The organism is Gaoshiqia hydrogeniformans, assembly GCF_049347105.1.
Classification (GTDB): Bacteria; Bacteroidota; Bacteroidia; order Bacteroidales; family Prolixibacteraceae; genus Gaoshiqia; species Gaoshiqia hydrogeniformans.
In genome coordinates this window covers 5322395-5343778 of record NZ_CP186334.1, presented here as the reverse complement: position 1 = coordinate 5343778, position 21384 = coordinate 5322395, and the positions used below count along the sequence as shown (strand labels likewise).

The 21384-nt window shown below is 45.5% G+C and carries 14 protein-coding genes; 8 read left to right on the top strand and 6 right to left on the bottom strand.

Translation table 11 applies throughout. The annotated features are described in order from the left end of the window. Positions 1-15: 15 nt before the first annotated feature. Together yidC and ACOIT5_RS21270 are read left to right on the top strand one after the other, a co-directional pair. A complete protein-coding gene (gene yidC, locus ACOIT5_RS21275; RefSeq protein ID WP_423128176.1) occupies positions 16-1935 on the top strand; it encodes a membrane protein insertase YidC in 1920 nt (639 codons plus the stop codon). 148 nt (positions 1936-2083) lie between these two features. Continuing rightward, on the top strand, positions 2084-3724 hold the full coding sequence (locus tag ACOIT5_RS21270; protein ID WP_423128175.1) for a dipeptidyl-peptidase 3 family protein: 1641 nt from the start codon (positions 2084-2086) through the stop codon (positions 3722-3724). A 129-nt stretch (positions 3725-3853) separates the two neighbouring features. On the opposite strand, the gene ACOIT5_RS21265 is transcribed toward ACOIT5_RS21270, so the two are convergent. The 3 genes from ACOIT5_RS21265 to ACOIT5_RS21255 form a co-directional block, all read right to left on the bottom strand. Then, positions 3854-4588 (bottom strand): peroxiredoxin, encoded by a 735-nt coding sequence (locus tag ACOIT5_RS21265; RefSeq protein WP_423128174.1) that lies wholly within the window; start codon positions 4586-4588, stop codon positions 3854-3856. Positions 4589-4896: 308 nt separating this feature from the next. Then, positions 4897-5451: a hypothetical protein gene (locus tag ACOIT5_RS21260; protein WP_423128173.1), complete on the bottom strand. Its 555-nt coding sequence runs from the start codon at positions 5449-5451 to the stop codon at positions 4897-4899. 56 nt (positions 5452-5507) lie between these two features. Next, on the bottom strand, positions 5508-6089 hold the full coding sequence (locus tag ACOIT5_RS21255; RefSeq protein ID WP_423128172.1) for a hypothetical protein: 582 nt from the start codon (positions 6087-6089) through the stop codon (positions 5508-5510). A 268-nt stretch (positions 6090-6357) separates the two neighbouring features. Between ACOIT5_RS21255 and purB the strand changes: the two genes are divergently transcribed. From purB to ACOIT5_RS21240, 3 genes are all read left to right on the top strand, one after another. Next, positions 6358-7704, top strand: coding sequence for an adenylosuccinate lyase (gene purB, locus ACOIT5_RS21250; protein WP_423128171.1), 1347 nt, complete (start codon positions 6358-6360; stop codon positions 7702-7704). 71 nt (positions 7705-7775) lie between these two features. Further along, a complete protein-coding gene (locus ACOIT5_RS21245) occupies positions 7776-9599 on the top strand; it encodes an ABC transporter ATP-binding protein (RefSeq protein ID WP_423128170.1) in 1824 nt (607 codons plus the stop codon). 77 nt (positions 9600-9676) lie between these two features. Beyond that, on the top strand, positions 9677-10501 hold the full coding sequence (locus ACOIT5_RS21240; protein WP_423128169.1) for an alpha/beta hydrolase: 825 nt from the start codon (positions 9677-9679) through the stop codon (positions 10499-10501). A 5-nt stretch (positions 10502-10506) separates the two neighbouring features. Here ACOIT5_RS21240 and ACOIT5_RS21235 read toward each other — a convergent pair whose 3' ends face one another. From ACOIT5_RS21235 to ACOIT5_RS21225, 3 genes are all read right to left on the bottom strand, one after another. After that, on the bottom strand, positions 10507-11799 hold the full coding sequence (locus tag ACOIT5_RS21235) for a glycosyltransferase (RefSeq protein ID WP_423128168.1): 1293 nt from the start codon (positions 11797-11799) through the stop codon (positions 10507-10509). 263 nt (positions 11800-12062) lie between these two features. Continuing rightward, complete coding sequence (locus ACOIT5_RS21230; RefSeq protein ID WP_423128167.1) at positions 12063-12284, bottom strand: hypothetical protein; 222 nt, start codon at positions 12282-12284, stop codon at positions 12063-12065. Positions 12285-12539: 255 nt separating this feature from the next. Continuing rightward, positions 12540-13271: a (Fe-S)-binding protein gene (locus ACOIT5_RS21225; protein WP_423128166.1), complete on the bottom strand. Its 732-nt coding sequence runs from the start codon at positions 13269-13271 to the stop codon at positions 12540-12542. 431 nt (positions 13272-13702) lie between these two features. On the opposite strand from ACOIT5_RS21225, the gene ACOIT5_RS21220 reads away from it, so the two are divergent. From ACOIT5_RS21220 to ACOIT5_RS21210, 3 genes are all read left to right on the top strand, one after another. Beyond that, a complete protein-coding gene (locus ACOIT5_RS21220; RefSeq protein WP_423128165.1) occupies positions 13703-17272 on the top strand; it encodes a SusC/RagA family TonB-linked outer membrane protein in 3570 nt (1189 codons plus the stop codon). Positions 17273-17317: 45 nt separating this feature from the next. After that, entirely contained in the window at positions 17318-19552 is a 2235-nt protein-coding gene (locus ACOIT5_RS21215; protein WP_423128163.1) for a RagB/SusD family nutrient uptake outer membrane protein, read from the top strand. An 86-nt stretch (positions 19553-19638) separates the two neighbouring features. Beyond that, positions 19639-21372, top strand: coding sequence for a pectate lyase (locus ACOIT5_RS21210; protein ID WP_423128162.1), 1734 nt, complete (start codon positions 19639-19641; stop codon positions 21370-21372). The last annotated feature ends 12 nt before the right edge of the window (positions 21373-21384 follow it).

Genomic DNA, 21384 nt, shown 5'->3' with positions numbered 1-21384 from the left:
AAAAAACAGATTTTTATGGATAAAAATACGATTGTCGGGATTGTGCTGATTTTTGCCATCCTGATTGGTTTTAGTTACCTGAATAAGCCATCGCAGGAGGAAATCGAGGCGGCCAGACGACGGCAGGATTCAATCAGCCAGGTGGAAAGCTTGCGTAAACAGCAGGCTGAAAGTCAACTTCAGGTAATGGATGAACAGCAGGCTGAGACAACTGCGGCTGATACCGCTGTCGCGGGTACTGAACTGACCGACCGTTACGGGGCATTTGCCGAAGCAGCTTTTGGCGAAGAGAAATTCATTACCCTCGAAAATAACCTCATGAAGGTGACTGTATCCACCAAAGGAGGGAAAATTTATTCGGTTGAGCTGAAGAATTATCAAACCTACGATTCCTTGCCCTTATTCCTTTTTGACGGCCCCGGCAATTTATTCGGACTGAATTTTTTCTCGCAGAACCGGAGGATCAGGACTGATGACCTGTACTTTATTCCTTCATCGACCCAGGCTGGTTTAAGCGTGACAGGTCCCGAGGTAAGAAAAGGGAAAGAAGGAAACGTAAATTATAACGAAGAACACGGTAGCGGCAGTCAATCGTTAAGCATGAAATTACCTGCAGGAGAGAACCGTTACCTGGAGTATCAGTATGTGCTGTCGCATAACTCATACATGGTTGGATTTAAGGTGAATACAGTTGGGCTAAATTCGCTGGTCTCTTCCAATACCAATTACCTGAATTTTAACTGGGCTTTTTCTGCCCCTCGCCTCGAACGGAAATCACAGTACGGCGAAGATCGCTATACGTCGGTCAATTATAAGTATTTTGAAGATGAAGTGGATAAACTGACCCCGGCAAAATCGAGCGAGGAAACCTTAAAGACCAAGGTGAAATGGATTAGCTTTAAACAACTTTTCTTTAGCTCGACCCTGATTGCTGACGATGCTTTTCCCACCGCCGATATTAAATTCAATTATACCGAGGAAAGTCATAAATACGTGGGAGATTTTTACGCCGATATTGCTTTCCCTTACGAAAACCTTCCTGCACAGAACTACGGTATGCAGCTTTACTTTGGGCCGAACCATTATCATACCCTGAAACAATATGATCTTGATCTCGACCGGCTGGTGAACCTGGGCTATTCAATTTTACGCCCGGTAAACCGCTACCTGATCATCCCGGTTTTTAACATGCTCCGAAACCGGATCAACAACTTTGGCCTCATTATTTTATTACTGACCCTGTTCATCAAGCTGATCTTATTCCCGTTCACCTATAAATCATACATTTCGCAGGCTAAAATGCGCTCGTTGAAACCGGAGATGGACGAGATTAACGAAAAGTTCGGGAAAGACAAGCCTATGGAAAAACAGCAGGCAGTGATGGCTTTGTACAAAAAGGTGGGAGTTAGCCCGATGGGCGGCTGTTTACCCATGTTGCTGCAAATGCCGATTTTGTTTGCCATGTTCTTTTTCTTCCCGACTTCAATTGAATTACGTCAGGAAAGTTTCTTGTGGGCAAAGGATTTGTCATCGTATGATTCGATCCTGAACCTGCCGTTTACCATTCCGTTTTATGGCGATCATGTGAGTTTATTCTGTTTGTTGATGACCATTACAACTATCATTTCAACCAAACTCAGCCAGCAGGCAACCAGCAGCCAAACCATGCCGGGCATGCAAACCATGATGTATCTGATGCCGGTCATGTTCCTGTTTATTCTGAACAGTTATCCTTCGGGCCTGAGCTATTATTATTTCCTGGCAAACCTGATCACCATTGGACAAATGTACCTGTTCCGGGTGTTGATCGACGAAGAAAAAATCAGAACCCAGTTGTATGCTGCCAAAAAGAAAGGCGGTCCGGTTAAAAAGTCAAAATTCCAGCAACGCCTAGAGAAAATGGCGAAAGAGCGGGGAGTTCAATTGCCGAAATAGATAAAAACAAGATACAAAAAATGCTGCCTTTTGGCAGCATTTTTTGTATCTTTTGCTGTTTAATTTTGTCCAAAGATGAAAACAGTCAGACGATTTCTGATTTTTACTTCCGACTGATAACCTTATTTATTTTGAAAAATAAAACATCATGAAGAATTTATTTATTTTATTGATCGCAGGAGCAGGGATGGTATTCACTTCCTGTACCGGAACACCAAAAGAAAAAGAAACTGAAAAAACTGAAATTGACATGAAAGCTGAGGCATTTGCCCCGTTTAAACTGACCACCGATTTGAGTGTCCTCACCGAAAATGAGAAAAAAATGCTGCCGCTTTTGTTTGAGGCAGCCAAAATTATGGACGACATTTTCTGGCTGGAAGCATACGGCGACAAAAACGATGTTCTGGCAAAAGCAAGTAGCCCGGCTATGGAGAAATTTATTCGGATTAATTACGGACCCTGGGAACGTTTGAACGGAAACCGGCCTTTCGTGGAAGGTTATGGCGATAAACCTGCCGGAGCCGGATTTTATCCGGCCGACATGACCAAAGAAGAATTTGAAGCCTGGGACGAACCAACAAAAAGCAGCCTGTATACCCTTATTCAGCGTGATGCTAGTGGTAAACCGACGGCTATACCTTACCATATTGCCTTCAAAGAGCAGATTGAAGAGGCAGTTGGCTACATCAGGCAGGCCGCCGGTTTGGCCGAAGATCCCGGTTTGAAAAAATACCTGGAACTCCGTGCCGAAGCTTTGTTGACGGATGATTATTTTGCCAGCGATGTGGCTTGGATGGAGATGAAAACCAACACGATCGACTTTATCGTGGGTCCAATTGAAAATTACGAAGATCAACTGTTTGGCTATAAGGCGGCCCATGAGGCTTTCATTTTGATAAAAGATAAAGACTGGAGCGGTAAACTTGAAAAGTACGCTGCTCTGCTGCCCGATTTGCAAAAAGCCCTGCCTTGTGCAGCACCATATAAAAACGAAATGCCCGGATCGGACTCTGACATGAATGTTTACGATGCTGTTTTTTATGCAGGCGACTGTAATGCCGGAAGCAAAACCATCGCGATTAACCTGCCGAATGATGAGCAGGTGAGGGAAACAAAAGGCAGCCGGAAATTGCAGCTTAAAAATTCAATGCAGGCCAAATTCGATCAAATACTGATCCCGATTTCTGAATTGCTGATCGCTGAAGATCAGCGTGCCCATGTGAAGTTTGACGCCTTTTTTGAAAATACCATGTTTCATGAGGTAGCGCATGGCTTGGGTCTGGGCAAAACAATTGAAGGTAGTCAGACTGTCCGGGAAGCCCTGAAAGAAGCCTACACCTCGATTGAAGAAGGAAAAGCCGATATCTTGGGTTTGTGGTGCGTGTACGAGTTAAACCGGATGGGAGAACTGACGGATAAAGACCTGATGGATAATTTTGTTACCTTCATGGCCGGCATTTTCCGCTCGGTACGCTTCGGCGCAGCCAGCGCCCACGGGAAAGCCAACATGATCCGCTTTTACTATTTCCAGGAAAAAGGCGCTTTTGAACGCGACTCGGAACCCGGAACTTACCGCGTCGATTTTGAGAAAATGAAACAGGCCATGTTTGATCTGTCTGATTTGGTCTTAACGATTCAGGGCGACGGAGATTACGCCAAAGCGAAGCAGATGATCGACGAGTCGGGTTTTATTCGCGAAGAACTGCAAAAAGACCTCGACCGGATTGGCGAAGCCGGCATTCCGGTAGATATTGTGTTTGAACAAGGCCCCGGTATTCTTGGTATATAATCCGGCCTGTGTTAACGGGAAGATCCGATTGGGCTTCGATTGAGGGGACCCAATCGGATTTCTTCTTGAAGGGGAAAAGGCAGGTATCGTTAAAAATCCGGCTTCTTTGCTCAGCCGGATGAACGTCAGTTATTCTGCTCTTTTAAACCACAGCCGGTTGCCCACACTGTAATATTTGTCGCTTTCCTGCAAATCGGTCAATTGTACATTACTCCGATCGGCGTGCCTGTAAGGTAAATGCGGTACGATAAGATCTTCGCCTTTATTCCAGTTGGCCGGGGTGTAAACCGTTTCATCCCTCGCTGTTTGCAAGGCAATGACAGTTCGTTCAATTTCTTTCATATTCCGGCCAACTTCGGTCGGATAAAAATTGATTGAACGGATGATGTTGTCGGGGCTGATAATGTAAACACCGCGGATGTCCCTGCTGGTACTTGTCGGACTATGGAGCATGCCATATTTTCGGGAAACCTGCATCGAATGGTCGTCAATCAGCGGAAAGTGTATCTTTTGGGCTCCGCGGCCTTTGTAGTCCAACTCTTCCAGGTGGGCCTTCCACATGGCGTGCTGGTTCAGGTTGTCTACCGAGATGACAGCCAGCTTTACACCCAAATCTTCAAAAGCTTGCTGCATATAGGCTAATTCGAGTAACTCCGATGTACATACCGGTGTGAAATCTTTGGGATGGCTCATCAATACTTTCCAGTTTTTACCGTAATCGTCAGGAAAATTTAAGGTTCCGTTTGTTGTTTCCGCTGTAAATACCGGCGCTTTTGCTCCAATCAGCGGGATTTGTCCACTCTGGCTGTAACCGACTCCTGCTGAACAAATCAGCATCAGGAATAATAAGGATAAATTTTTCATAAAATAATTTTAAATATTGCATACTTCACCTAAAAATGAATCCTTCAGATTCATGCAGAGCGATTTGGTCCGCTCATCAGAGAGATGTCGTTGAAGTATTTGCAACAATGGCCCTACCTCTTATTGCATCACCTGCGAATGACATGTAACGAATTTTGGAAAAAAGACCTCACGATTATTACTAAGCCCTAAAAAATATAAGAATCCTGTTCTCATTTTTCCTCGATGCGAATTAACCACATTGAAGGGGCTAAAGTCAATGGGTAATTTCCATACCTAAAGGTGTTTTATTCTTTTTTTAAAGTGCCTTAGCAGGCTGCAAAGAACCGTTCGATACAGTTTTGAATTCCTTTCCCGCGTTCAAGTTTTTTTACCGGAGGTAGTCCGGCTAGTTGCCGTACCCGGTTAACTTCGTGAAGCGAAACCGGAAGGAGAAGATCCGGATGGTTTATTTTCAGGATCAGGCTTGTTTTCAGGGTCGAACCTTTAACGCGGATCGTGCAACTTCCTGTTCGGGCCGGATGCACATGGATGTACCTCTCCGGTTCAACTCCTTCGCGTATAATCCATTCCGATCCATCGTCCAACCGGATGTGCCGATAACCCGATGTGGCATTCAACCAGGTTTTGAATTCGTCCGGATGAAAGGCTTTTTCGTTTTTCAGAAAACAAATTATTTGATTTCCGATCGTTTCGGGCGACAAGCGGCCGGTGTAAATATCGATGTAGTTATGGCACAAGGGATTAAGCATTTCGGCCAGTTCGTCTACCGAAACGGTTGTCAGTAAAGCCAGGATATACTTCCGGTGGTGCTTGAAGGCATTGAACTTTACAGGAAGAGGAATGTCATTCAAACCGCTCATAACAGAACCTTTCGGCAAAGTTACGAATTGAGCGCATGCCGTTCTGCTGCCAATAATCAGAAACTGTAGCCAATGCCAAATTTCAGCCCGTCTTCGACCAAATGCTGTTGGTTACGTTCTTTATCGAAGGCAATAACCGCATGGTTTTTCAGAAAGGCATTTGCAAAGAAATGCAGCTGTTTGATATTTATTTCTCCGCCAATCCCAAACCCGAACCCAATTCCGGTTTGGCTGTCAATGCTTTGTTCGGGCAGCTTGATGTCGAAATCGAGCAGTAACCCGCCATTGACAAAAAAATATTTTAGAAAGCTCAGGTTGCCGTAAGCCGGGATGGTTAACAGTTCGGCCGTCGTTTGCCTGGCCGTGAGATCAATCTCCGGATTCGGTGCCGGGGTAATTTCTATTTTGTTTCTGGAATATTCGAGCCCGGTTTCGAACCAGAGCGAAGAAACAAGCGCTTTCTGGTAGTTTAGTCCGATCAGGTATGAGCTCTTGCCATGATAGCCGGCAGCGCCATCCAGTTCGTTTACCCGGTATACATCGTTGTTCGCGTACCCGTATACCAGGGCTAATTTGTGATGTTGAGAAAAAGAAACAGCGCTGATAAAAAGCAGCAGGATAAGTGTGGCTAGTTTCATTTTGTTTGATTTTAGGCAATGATTTGTGTTTTGTTTGTGATTTTCAGAGCATAAAATTATGAATAAACTTACAAAATGAAGACATTGGTTGAAATCTTTTTTTTGTTTAAAATGAGAATTTAACATTTTTTTATGAAGGAGATATTCGGGCGGAGAAAGGCTGCTTATATCAGAAGGAGGATGCTGATTTTGGTAACGATTCCCAGGTGGCGCCGACTGACAATTTTTGATGATTTTTGTTACCTTTATCGCGTGAAAAATTAAAAACATGGAACTGAACTTACTCACTGCAATTACGCCCATTGATGGCCGTTACCGATCGAAAGTCGAAAACCTGCAATTGTATTTTTCTGAATATGCCCTGATCAAATACCGGGTTTTTGTTGAGATCGAATACTTTATCGCCTTGTGTGAACTGCCCCTGCCTCAATTGGCCGGTTTCGACAAGACCTTGTTTGCCCGTTTGCGCGGCTTGGTCGAAAACTTTTCGGTAACCGATGCGCAGCGGGTGAAAGACATTGAAAAAGTGACCAATCACGATGTAAAAGCCGTCGAGTATTTTCTGAAAGAAGAATTTGATAAACTGGGCATTCAGGCCTATAAAGAGTTCATTCATTTTGGACTGACATCGCAGGACATTAACAATACGGCAGTTCCCCGGTCGATTCACGATGCGCTGGATTACGAATATTTCCCGGCGATCAATGATTTAACCGATAAGCTGGATGAGTTGGCCGACGAATGGAAAAACATACCCATGCTGGCAAAAACCCACGGTCAGCCTGCTTCGCCAACAAATTTGGGGAAAGAAATCCGGGTTTTTTCCGAACGGATAAAAAAACAACTGGAGCAACTGAGAGGAATTCAATGCGATGCCAAATTCGGCGGCGCAACGGGAAACTTCAACGCGCACCAGGCTGCCTATCCCGAGATCAGCTGGAAAGCGTTCGGCAACCATTTCCTGAAGAAATACCTCGGACTCGAACGCGCACAATACACCACACAGATAGCCAACTACGATAACCACGCGGCAATTTTTGATGCCCTGAAGCGAGTAAATACCATTCTGATCGATCTCGACCGCGACATGTGGACTTACATATCGATGGAATATTTCAAGCAAAAAATTAAAGCCGGCGAGGTCGGATCGTCGGCGATGCCGCACAAAGTAAACCCGATTGATTTTGAGAACTCGGAAGGAAACCTGGGGATCGCCAATGCCTTGTTTGAGCACCTGGCTGTTAAGCTGCCGGTTTCGCGCCTGCAGAGGGACCTGACCGACTCGACGGTTCTGCGCACGATCGGTATGCCCGTTGCACATACGCTGATCGCGGTTCATTCGACCATGCGGGGACTGGATAAATTATTGCTGAACCGCGATGCGATTGATGCTGATCTTGACGCAAACTGGCCGGTTGTTGCCGAAGCCATCCAAACCATTTTGCGGCGCGAAGGCTACCCAAACCCATACGAAGCCCTGCGCAACCTGACACGCGTTAACCGGAAGATCGATCAGCAGGTGATTCATGAATTTATTGACACCCTGGGCATAAGTGATGCTCTGAAAACGGAGTTGAAAAAGATTACGCCACACAATTATACAGGCATCTTTTAATTTAAAACAACGCATTTTTTGATGACCGAATCGGGTTGGTTGTCGTTCTGAAAAATGGCTTATAAACGATCATGAAAGATTTAATCAAACTGTTACGGAGGTTTTTGCCTCCATATAAAGGGAAAGTTGGGCTAAACTTTTTGTTTAACTTACTGGCTGCTGTTTTCGGGGCTTTCTCATTTGGCTTGCTGTCGCCGGTGCTGGGTATTTTGTTTGGTACCGAAGAGGGGGTCACCGAACTTTTACCCTTCGAGATGTCGGTAAAAGTCATTTTAAATAACCTTTCGTATTTTATAACCTGGGTGATTGATCAGTACGGGCAATCTACGGCGCTGATATATATCGGGATGTTTATTATCCTGATGGTGTTGCTGAAAGTCGGTTTTACCTATTTGGCCAGTTATATGATGATTGGTATCCGTAACGGCGTAGTTCGTGATATCAGGGGCAGGATATACCGCAAAATGTTGTCTTTACCGTTGGGATTTTTCAACGATGAGCGGAAAGGTGATATTATGGCGCGTATGACCAGCGATGTACAGGAAATAGAAAACTCGGTGATGAATTCGCTGGATATGTTGTTCAAAAATCCGATACTGATACTGATCTCGCTGACCTACATGGTTTATACCAGTTGGTCGCTGACGATTTTTGTTTTTATCATGTTACCTGTAACCGGTTTTTTGATCGGTAGAGTTGGAAAAAGCCTGAAACGGCAATCGCGGAAAGGGCAAAATAAACAAGGTGAAATTCTTTCAATTATAGATGAAGATATTTCGGGTTTAAGGGTCATTAAGGCGTTTACTGCCGAGAAGAAGGCGATTGAACGTTTCGACCGGGAGAATGAAAACTACCGCTTGATTATGAACAAGCTGATGAGCCGGTATTTTCTGGCCCACCCGATGAGCGAGTTCCTGGGAACAGCCGTAATCGTCATCGTGTTATGGTATGGCGGAAACCTTATTCTTTCGGGTGATGCGGGAGCCCTGAGTCCGCAACAGTTTATTGTTTACCTGGTGTTTTTCTACAATATCATCAACCCGGCAAAGGCTTTTTCAACCGCTTTGTACAGCGTGGAGAAGGGACTGGCTTCGATGGAACGAATTGACCGGATATTGGGGCAGGAAAACTGGATTAACGATAAAACTGATGCAGTTTCCAAAGCCGACTTCACCGGATCGATTGAGTACAGGAATGTGAGTTTCAGTTATGTAACCGAAAGAGTGCTTGATCAGATCAACCTTCATATTCGTAAAGGGCAAACCGTAGCTTTTGTCGGAAAATCCGGTTCGGGAAAAACAACTCTGGTCGATTTGATGCCGCGTTTCTGGGATGTAACCGGGGGCGGAATTTATCTTGACGGCATCGATATCCGCGACATTAAGTTGCACGATTTGCGCAGCCTGATGGGGAATGTGAACCAGGAGCCGATTTTGTTTAATGATACCTTTTTCAACAACATTGCCTTTGGCGTGAACGATGTGACGGAAGAAGAAGTGATAAATGCGGCAAAAATTGCGAATGCCCATGAATTTATCATGGCTACCGAAAACGCTTATCAGACCAATATTGGCGACCGGGGCGATAAACTTTCGGGCGGACAAAAACAACGGGTCTCCATTGCCCGGGCTATTCTGAAAAATCCGCCGATCCTGATTCTTGATGAAGCAACCTCAGCCTTGGACACCGAATCGGAAAAGCTGGTGCAGCAGGCCCTCGAAAACCTGATGAAAAACCGGACATCGCTGGTCATCGCGCATCGCCTGTCGACCATAAAAAATGCCGATCTGATCTGTGTTCTTCACGAAGGTAAAATTGTGGAAACGGGTAACCACGAGGAGTTAATTGCCCGGGAAGGTCATTACTATAAATTGCACAAAATGCAGGTGTTTTAGCCTGCCTGCTGAAGCCGCTGTAAGTTGGCTTCTGATTTTTTCATTAATTTCACCCGAATAAACAATGAATAAGCATTATGAGACGCATTCAGTTTATGTTAAGTTTAGTTTTTCTGTCAATAATCATCTCGTTTTCTTCGTACGGGCAAAATGCGAATTCTTATAAAACAGAAAAAGACCTTCTGTACCGAAGCGGCGAACTTACCGATTATATGGAGGAACGTTGCCGGCTTGATCTGTATTATCCTGACAATAAGCCGGGTTTTACAACGGTGATTTGGTTTCACGGGGGTGGCATCACCGGCGGAGAAAAGTTCATCCCCGAACAATGGAAGAATAAAGGATTTGCCGTTGTTGCAGTAAATTACCGGCTGGGGCCGAAGGTGAAATGTCCTGAATATATTGAAGATGCCGCGGCCGCGGTGGCCTGGGCGTTCAATCATATTGAAGAATTTGGCGGTTCGAAAGAACGGATTGTTGTATCCGGTCATTCGGCCGGCGGTTACCTGGGTAGTATGGCGGTTTTGGATAAACGTTACCTGGCAGGTTACCATATCGACTCAGACCAGGTGGCGGCTTTGATTCCGTTTAGTGGGCATACCATCACGCATTTTCTGATTCGTTCGGAGCGGGGGATGGCCGGAACCCAACCCTTGATTGACGAATTTGCCCCGCTATATTTTGTGCGTCCCGATGCGCCGCCCCTGTACCTGATTACCGGCGACCGCGAGTTGGAAATGCTTGGTCGTTACGAAGAGAATGCTTACATGTACCGGATGATGAAAGTAGCCGGACACCGGGAGACCTATTTGTTTGAGCTCGACGGATTTGATCACGGAGCGATGGCAAATCCCGCGTTTGATCTGACAATCCGTATTCTAAAAGAGCTGAAGCTGAATTGAACCTTTTAGGCGGATAACAGGAGTTGCCGGTATAAACCCTCAATTTTTTGGGCCGCCTGCTCCCAGCAGATACCCGTGACTTCTTTTTTACCCTCTTTTTTCATCATGTTGAAAAGCGCCGGGTAGGATAATATGCCGTGGATGGCATCGGCCATCGCCTGTACATCCCAGAAATCGACTTTAATGGCGTGCTTCACCACTTCGGATACGCCCGATTGCTTTGAAATGATGGTGGGCACACCGCATTGCATGGCTTCCAGCGGGCAAATGCCAAAGGGTTCTGATACGGATGGCATCACAAAGACATCCGAAAGACGAAGCATCCGGTGAACATCCTTTCCTTTTAAAAAGCCGGTAAAGAGAAATTTGTTCCCTAATCCGGCGCGGGCTGCTTTTTTAATCATCTCGTGGAGCAGATCGCCGCTGCCGGCCATAATGAATCGGACATGATCCATTTTCTCAAGGACCATCTCAGCAACCCGGATGAAATATTCAGGCCCTTTTTGCAGGGTAATCCGGCCCAGAAAGGTTACAATTTTTTCCCGGTTTCTTTTCAGTCTTTCGGGGTCAGTTACCGGCTCATCAAATTCTACGCCGTTGTGTACCGTACTGATTTTGGAGGGTGAAATGTCATATTTTTCGATAACCATTTCCCGCGTCCGGTTACTGACGCAGATAATGCAATCGGCCTCATCCATACCTTCTTTTTCTATTTGATACACCTTGGGGTTTGCTTTGCCGCCGCTACGGTCAAAATCGGTGGCATGTACATGAATCACCAGGGGTTTACCGGAGACTTTCTTGGCAAGTATTCCGGATGGAAAAGTTAACCAGTCGTGCGCGTGGATCAGGTCAAATTTTGTTTGCCGGGCCAGATGTTCGGCGACGACGGAAAAGTTATGGATTTCATTAAACAGGTTGGGCCCGTAATTTCCGGTAAAATTTATTTGTGATACGATTTGCTGATCCGATTTGATCCCGATTTCTTCAACCGAAGCAGGAGCTTGTTTTTGGTATTCTTCAGGATTGGCGTAGGGAACAAGCCCGGACTCAATACTAAAACATTCAACCGGAAGCATAAGTCTTTCCGGACGGATTTTACTCTTCAATAAATCAAGCTGATTGGCGCCGCGCAGTTGAATGCTGTTTTCTATTTCGTTGCCATGTACCTTCGGAATGACAAAGGTAATGTCGACATTGGCCAGGGAAGACAAGCTTTTTGTCAGTCCGTAGCAGGCTGTTCCCAAGCCCCCGGAAATATTTGGCGGAAATTCCCATCCAAACATGAGTACATTCATGCGATCACCTGTTTCTGTTTTAAGAGTTCTGTTTAATCTAATTAGAGACAAATCCGCTGTTTGCTCTGTCGGTAACAGTTCGTATCAACCGCCTTCCGAACGGTCCCGTTGATTTTTAGGTAAACTGGTAAAAAGTGATTAAGCGTTGTCCACTTCGTGTTCCGGCTTACATTTATTCATCCGGATTATCCATCCTGACGATAATAACAGGTAGATGATAAATCATGTTGCCTGTACAACATCCGATCTATCGGGTAGGTGTTTCAAAAAAGGAAAGGCGCAGAATCTGCCCCGGCAAACTGTTTTTTTGCCTTTTCTTCGGAAACTTGCCAGTCAACAATGTAACCAAAGGAATCGCCCGTACAGTGAATTCCTTTGTTGTCGGCGTATGGCTTATGTTGCTTCTTATTGCCTGTGCGTAAATAGTGGATGTGGTGTAAGCTTACAGGAAAGTCATATTTACTCCTGGTGTTTTGTGTTTTCATGGTGAATGCCTTTATCAATATTTCTGTCTGTCCGAAATTTTTATTTCTGCCCAAGTGGCAGCCAATTAAGAATTACATTTTCACATTCCTGATTGTCAGGATTTTAAAAAGAAGAGAAAAAGAGCGCCTGTTTATATGTTGTCCGCATGTCTGGACTAACAAATACGAAATAGGAATGTAAAAGTTTGTTAATAATCCTTAATCTTTTTTTTGGCTGTCGGTTGCAGGGTTTATCCGGGGGCAAAAAAGCTATGTTTATGGTAGCTCCCATCCGCTTGCCAGGATATCGGCAATATGAATTGGTTTAATGGGGAGTTTTTGTTTTTTTATGTAGCCTTCGATATTCATCAGGCAGGACGATTCAGTGGAAATGATGTATTCCGCGCCTGTTTTTAATGCTTTTTCCACTTTCTGTTCAGTCATCGCCGACGAAATGGATGTAAACTTGGCCGAAAAGGTTCCGCCAAAACCACAACAGGTTTCGGTATCTTCCATTTCAACCAGTTCCAGTCCCTTTACTTTCGAGAGTAAGAGGCGCGGTTCTCGCTGGATGCCATATTCCCGTAGGGCAGAACAGGCATCGTGGTAACAAACCTTATGGGGAAAGCTGGCGCCAAAATCCGTGAAGTTGATCTTATTTACCAGAAAATCAGTCAGTTCATACAGTCTGCTTTTTAACCTGATGTGAGATTCGTATTCCAGATCCTCTTTTTTTATCAGGTCTGAATAATAATTTTTTATGAAGCCGGTGCAGGATGCCGACGGACTAACAATGAGGTGTTCGCCGTGAAAGTCAGCAACAAATTTTGTAGCCAGTTTTTTTGTTTGCTCCCAATAACCGCTGTTATAGGCAGGTTGTCCGCAACAGGTTTGCTCAGGGTTGTAGTCGGCCTGTATGCCTGCTTTTTTCAGCAGTTTAATCACATTAAACGCGGTGTTTGGATAAAGCTGATCGATGAAGCAAGGTATAAATAAGTCGACTCTCATGATTGTTGCAAAATTTGGCTAAAGATAATCGGAATTCTGCTTAGGAAAAAACAATCGACCGGTCACTTTATTTTTTTTGCAGCTGGTTTATGCACCGGTAGCGAATCAGTGGTCGTCGCAGTTTTACCCGGGTACTTTCGGAATTAGGCGCTCAGGCAATTCTTTTAACGCCGTGACTTTGCAACGGTCTATCGTTTTATTCAGCCTCCGCCACCAATTTGCGGTAATTGGATAATCAAAACGTCCTGTATTAAAAACGATTACATGATTACAGATTCTGAATGTTGTTAAAAGTTTTAAAATAAGTTGCATATATGAATGTAAACGATTACATTTACACACTACTTTAACATTATGGTAACGTTTACATCTTTTAATTAAACAGCTCCTCTTTTGAGGGGGAAGTAAGTAACTAGTAAAAACCAAGACTTATGAATGAAAACAGTTTTATGTCGCCTTTTAAAGAAAAGAGGAAAAGCTTAAAATTTATTTCTTCAATTAAGAGAGCGCAGGACAAAGCAGACTTGACCTCTGCCGAGTGTGGGCAATTTACAGGCGGAAGCTGGAAAAAGGTAATATTTTTACTTTTCCTGGGTGTGCTTTTTGCTTTCATGTCTGTAATCTCAGCTCAGGCTCAGACTACACAAATTTATGAAGGGCTTGTTGTTGAGGCGAACGATCAGCCTATTGTTGGTGCTACTGTAACAGTGGCAGGTACTACGATAGGAACAATTACTGACGTTAATGGTAAATTCTCCATTGCCGTGCCTGCCGGCGGTAAAGTTGAGGTTTCATTTGTCGGATATATCAGTCAGACCGTTACTGATTTAAGCAATACCCGCATTGTATTGAGAGAAGACCTGTTGAAGCTGGACGAGGTGGTCGTTGTCGGATATGGAACGCAACGGGTTAAAGATCTGACGGGAGCAGCTACGACTGTCCGCATGCAAGATGTGGAACAGTTGCCGGGAGCCTCTATCATTGATGCTTTGGCAGGACAGGTAATCGGGCTGAACGTGAAGCAAAGCGATGGACGGCCGGGGGCTACGGGTTCATTTACAATCAGGCATCCTGCGCCTCAACTTACGAGTGGCGCCAAAGAATTTGGTCCGTTGATTGTCATTGACGATGTGGTGCAGGTCAATGACGAAGGAGAACCGGATATGACAGCTTTCAACATGTTGGATTACAGTGAGATTGAGAGCATGACTGTTCTTAAAGATGCTTCGGCGGCGGTCTATGGTGCGCGCGCCTCGAACGGCGTAATCCTGGTGAAAACCAAACGTGGACAGAAGGGAGCGGCAAGAATAAATTACTCCCTCAAGTGGGATCATTCCGATGCTGTGAGCCACGCGAAAACCATGAACGCATACCAGTTAGGTGTTTTCACAAACAGAATGTTCAACCAGATGGCAGCCAATAACCGTACCGACTATACTACCCCTCCTAATGATTTTAGATATTCGGCTGCCGAATTGAACGCCATGAGAAACCTGAATTATAATTGGCTTGACGAAGCATGGCATTCGGCTAGCACGCAGCGTCATTCGCTAACGGTTGATGGCGGGAGCGATAAAGTAACCTATTTCGCAGGTATCTCCTATCAGGATCAGGGTACGAATATTGGAAATGTCCAGGATTATGAAAAATGGACGTTCCGTACCGGCGGCGAAATAAAAGTAGCGGCTGGCCTGTCATTGTCTGCTTCAGTTGCTGGTTATAACAGCAAAAAAACAGCGCAAAACTATCAGGCAAAAATAGCTGCAGGGCCGTGGGGAAGCCAAAGCGGCGAGGATGAGTATGTGCAATTACGGCACATGCCTAACTTTATTCCATGGCAGGTAACTACCGATGCAGGTACATTTTATACATCTCCCTGGGCAGGACCGCATTACCGGATACCGGATGCAAATTTCACGATGGATGTTAATAATAACTACGATAGATTTACCGGGTTCTCTACCTGGAACTTTTTTGCCAACGAAGCTTCGAAGGCAAGAAAATATAGCGACGACAACGGTTTTAACTCAAACTTTTCGGTCGTTTACGAAGTGCCCTTTATAAAAGGCTTGTCTCTTAAAGGAACTTATGCTGTCAACTACGCCAACATGCATAACAATGATGTAGGCGACTACTATACCCTGGCGGTTGCTACCAATACAAATGAACAGGACAAACACCTGTTGGGCGATTATACGACATGGGCGTATCCAGTATTTGGAAAAAGAGCCAACGTGAAAGACCAGCCAAGCGTGATATATAAGAAAATGTACCGCAAAAGCGAGCAAATCAACTTTATGATAAGCTATAACCGGAGTTTTGGCGAGCATGATGTTGCCTTTACCGGCGTAGTCGAAAAAGCCGAAAACGAAGGTAATATTATGCAGCAGACTTATAATGGGATCCTCCTTTCCTACAATGGGGTGAGCCATTCGGCCGGAACGCTGAATACTGATAAAAGTGCCACTTATTTCAGTAAAACGGAGAGTGGCGCCATGTCTTATATCGGACGGTTGAACTACAAATATGGTAACCGTTATCTGGCTCAGTTTATTATCCGTACGGATGCTTCAACCAAATTTGCTCCCGAAAACTACTGGGGAGTTTTCCCGACGGGAAGTGTGGGATGGGTGGCTTCCGAAGAGAAATTTTTCAAGAACAGCCCGCTTGCAAAGGCTTTTGACTTCTTCAAACTGCGCTATACCTTGGGAAAAACAGGACGTGACAACGTTGAAGCATGGAGATGGCTTTCGGCGTTTCAAACCAACAACAACGGCTTATCTTTTGGTATAGAAGATGGAGGAGGACAAGCGAACAGCATTGATTTTACGCGCACAGCCAACCGCAACCTCAAATGGGACCAGACCATCAAACAAAATTACGGTGTTGACATGAATGTACTGAGCAGTCGTTTGGGACTTACAGTAGATTATTATTATGACAAAACGACCGATCTGCTGATGATACCTCGCGAAGACCCTGCGCGGATCGATATTGGCGCACCGCTGCCGATACGCAATTATGGTAAGATTGACGCTTGGGGCTGGGAATTTTCCATGAGGTGGAACGATAAAATTAAACAAAATTTACTGCCAAACATGGGACCAATCATGTATGCCGTCGGAATAGATTACGCGATCAGTTGGCATGAGGTGAAATTAGGGCAGAATTATCAATTTGATTATACTTCGAAAATGAACGACCGGTCAGATATGACCGGTTACAGATCTCCAAACGACCAGTATGGATTTAAGGTTTGGAAAGGCACCTCTACGGGAGATGGTATCTTACGTACCCAGACTGACATTGACAACTACTGGGCTTATTTGGAAGCAAATGCTGTTGCATCAGGAGGTACAGCCGAAGATGCCCGTTATTTCGCATCCGGAAAAGACGATATGTACGTGGGGATGTTGGCTTATCAGGATTTGGGAGGTGATCTGGATCTTGAAAATAAAGTCGTTAAGGGCCCTAACGGGCGGGTTGACAGGGATCAGGACTTTGGAAAACTAGTCAGCAACAGACGGCATGGTGCCAATACAAAACTGAGTTTGCAGTGGGGAAACTTCAACTGGTCTGCCATGCTTACTACCTCATGGGGCGGATATCAGGAAGTCAACCAACAAGGGAAAGCGCAGCCTATCGGCAGCGAAATCATTTGGTCGCAGTTTTCGTATATGAACGATATGTTTGACCCTACCGAAAATCCAAACGGGAAATATCCGAGTATGGCTGTTAGCAATTCCTATGGCGAACGCTCCGATTTCTGGATGGTTTCAACATTCCGCTGCTATGTCAGGCATATGACGTTGGGCTATACATTGCCAAAGAACTTCCTGTCGAAAACAGGTATCGATAAACTACAGCTAAACCTGACCGGAAATAATCTGTGGGATTTCTATAATCCGTATCCCGACAAATTCCGGAATATGTATGATTCTCCGGCAGCCGGTTATCCAACCTTAAGAACATGGACGCTGGGTCTGAATGTTGCTTTCTGATGAAGAAATGTATAAATAAGAACTTGTAATAAAAAACATAAGGATATGGAAAATATAAAATATTCGATATTGCTTGGAATATGCTTGCTGCTGTTAGGCGTATCCGCTTGTGACGACCAGTTCCTGGAAGAAAAGAAAGATTACAGTATCTTGTCGTCGCAGGATGTATTTAGCGACCCAAAACAGGCAGAAGCCGTTTTTGCAAATATTTATCACCGGATGCTGAGCAAATATACCGCCCCGATACATGGAAGTAATCCGTTGTTGAGGCAGACTGGCGGCGATATCATCATGCTTTCCTTTTTTACGGAGGAGTTGCCGGTTGACGCAATAACATCAGGTATTGGAGCCACAGGAGTCGGTTCTGCCTACTACGCGAATGCGACGAGTAAAAATACATACGCCGGAAATCATGTGCCGGGCACATTTTACTGGAATGGCGCCGGGTCCTCGCTTAACGATCTGGGCAAATACACTGTGTATCCCAACATCAATCTGATCAACTCGTTTATCAGGGAAATAGAGGTAGCCAAGTCGGCTTATCCTCAGCCCGGAAATTTCTGGGATAACCTGAAAGGACAGGCTGTTTTTGCCCGGGCATGGATCTATTTTGATGCTGTACGTTTGTTCGGAGGTTTACCTTATTATACGACGGAAACTGAAGTTCCGGGCGCCGACGACAGAAACCCGCGTTTATCAATAGACGAATGTATCGAAAAAATATGCGCAGATTTCCAAACGGCATCAGAATTGTTGCCGGCAACATGGAACGATGATAATTATGGACGATTTACCTCGGTCGCGGCCCTGGCTATGATCAGCAGGGTACGTCTCTATGCCGCCAGTCCTGTTTTCAATGCCAGTTGGGATAGTCCGAGCAGCCTTCGGTGGCAGGCGGCCTTAACTGCTGCGAGAAATGCAAGGAATGCAGCAGATGGCAATGGATATGTAGGCGTGAGCAGCTTAAACGAATGGAATCTGGCATTTTATACTCCAGGTGTAGCCAGAAAAGAAGGGATTATTGTGATACCAAAAACCGGTAATCAGGCGGCAAATTATGCAAACAAGTGGGAAACGTTCATACGTCCTACCTCTGCAAGCGGCAGTGGCCCCGGCATACCTGCCCCTGACAAAATGATAAACCTCTTTCCTCTTAGCGATGGCAAAAGAGCATCGGATGCTAACGGCAGTGCAATCAATGGCTACGATCCCATCAAGTTCTTTAAAGACCGCGATCCTCGTTTTTACAGTACCTTCGCTTTTTCGGGCTGCCAATGGCCGGGAACATCTGACCAGATCTGGCTGTATGCCTGGAAGAATGCTTCAAATCAGATAGCTTATACAGACGGGAGTGATTCCGGGGTAAATGCAGCCAAAAGAAGAAGTAAAGCTTTGGTATGGAAAATGTCCAATCCCACGGCAAGTAGTTACGAGTATTCGGGAGCCGACATTATGGAGTACCGCTATGCGGAGATATTGCTCAACCTGGCTGAATGTCAGGCTGCAACAGGTGACTTGGGTGGATGTCAGGCTACGCTTAACGAACTTCGTTCGAGGGTAGGAGCAGGCAGTATCTCTGCATTGACTGATAAACACAGCGCAATAGAAGCCGTTTTGTACGAGCGCTTTGTTGAATTGGCTTATGAGGGCAAACGCTCATGGGACTGTCGCCGTTGGTTGTTGTATGAAGGAGGCGCTGGTTTCGATCCAACTACCGCTAATAATGAGGATTATGATCCTGATGTTTTTTGGGGAACTGGATGGAAAATTTACGACGGAAAGAACGGACGCGACAACTATAGCAAGACGAACAATGTGTTAACCATGCTGGGCTTGAGGCCGATATCCGGAACACGACATACCAATGAGTTATGGGCTGTTCAGGACTTAACAGTAAGCAATACGGACGATCCGTTGCTCCCTGTTAGGTCGACGGTGCCTGCCATCTTAAAAAACGATCCTGCTCTTAGTTCAAAGCTCGACGCTTTGGAAACATTCTACGAAACGAATCTTAAAACGATAACGCCTCCAAAAACGGCAGCGACTGATCCTGCTACCGGTATGAATGTGTCATGGGCTATGGATTCGGGGGGCAACACCAATGCGCAGGCGATAAACTTCCGGTTCACATGGAGGGGATGGTTTAACCTCTATCCGGTACATTACAACCAACGTATACAGGAAAATAACAACACATGGATTGACCAGACTGTTGGTTGGAATATCGGAAATACCAGTACCAAAGATCAAGACGGAACATGGGAATATTGTTTACCGTAACAGCAGATTAAGAAAGTTTAAACTGTGAGAGCAATTAACAGCTCTCACAGTTTTTTTATGAAATACCCATTAACAATTATTAAGATATGAAGTTTAGAGAGATTACAGGTATTTGTGCGTTGTTGGTATTCGGCGCAATAACAGTTGTGCAAGCTCAGTACCCCACCATTTCAGACGAAGATAAAAAAGCATCCCAGGAGTTAATTGACGAGACCTATCGTTTGTCGGAAATTGCCTGGGAGAAAGCCTTGCCCATTGTTGAAAAAGAGGCGGCTGAAGGTCGCCCCTACATTCCCTGGGCCGGCCGCCCAAGCGATTTACCCCAGGCTGACATTCCGAGTTTTCCGGGTGCCGAAGGCGGCGGTATGTATACCTTTGGTGGCCGCGGCGGTAAAGTCATTACGGTAACCAGCCTGGCCGACAGCGGCCCCGGCACCTTACGTGAAGCTTGCGAAACAGGTGGGGCCCGTATCGTAGTGTTCAATGTTGCCGGGATTATCCGGCTCGAACGTCCGATTATTGTGCGCGCCCCCTACATCACCATTGCCGGGCAAACTGCCCCGGGCGACGGTGTTTGCCTGGCCGGTGAAAGTTTCTGGATCAACACCCACGATGTGGTTATCCGTCACATGCGCTTCCGCCGTGGCGAAACCTGGGTGGGGCGTCGTGATGATGCGATTGGCGGAAACCCCGTGGGCAATATCATGATCGACCATGTGTCGGCAAGCTGGGGTTTGGATGAAAACATGTCGATCTATCGTCACATGTGGAACGAGGGCATCGGAAAACCGGACCTTAAATTGCCAACCGTTAATATCACCATTCAGAACTCTATTTTCTCCGAGGCTCTGGATACCTGGAACCATTCGTTTGGAAGCACCTTGGGCGGCGAAAACTGTTCATTCATCCGTAACCTGTGGGCCAACAACACAGGGCGCAACCCCTCCATTGGATGGAACGGCACCTTCAATTTTGTAAATAACGTGATTTTTAACTGGATGCACCGTTCGGTAGATGGCGGCGACTATACGGCTAAATACAACATCATCAACAACTATTATAAACCGGGCCCGGTAACGCCGGTTGACCGTCCGATCGGATATCGTATCCTGAAACCCGAATCGGGGCGCAGTACCTTGAAACAACGGGTATACGGAAAAGCTTACGTGCACGGGAACATTGTTGAAGGAAACGAAAAAGTGACCAAAAACAACTGGGCGGGTGGCGTTCAGCTTGAAAATACGCCGGACCCAAATAACCGCTATGCCGAAACCTTATTGGCCGACAGCCTGGGCGCTTACAAAGAAATGGTTTACTGGCACCGTCCGTTTGATATGCCCTACATGAGCATGATGCCGGCAACCGATGCCTTTAATTATGTATTGGAAAATGCAGGGGCGACCATGCCGCGCCGCGACCCGGTGGATCAACGGATTTCGCGTGTGGTCAAAACCGGCGTCATTGAATATGAGAAAAAAGTGAGTACGAAAGACGTTCCGAAATTTAAACATCGTCGTTTGCCCGAAGATTCATACAAGAAGGGAATCATTACAGATATTTCGCAAGTGGGCGGTTATCCTGAATACAAAGGAACACCTTACGTGGACACCGATCAGGATGGGATGCCTGATACCTGGGAAAAACAGTATGGTTTGAACCCGAACGACCCTTCGGATGCCAATGGCGATTTGAATGGCGACGGCTATACCAACATTGAAAAGTACATCAACGGGATCAACCCGCGTACCCGGATTAACTGGCAGGATCTGAGAAATAACTACGATACGCTGAAAGACAAAAAGAACGGTTTGCTTGAATAAATTGATATAAAT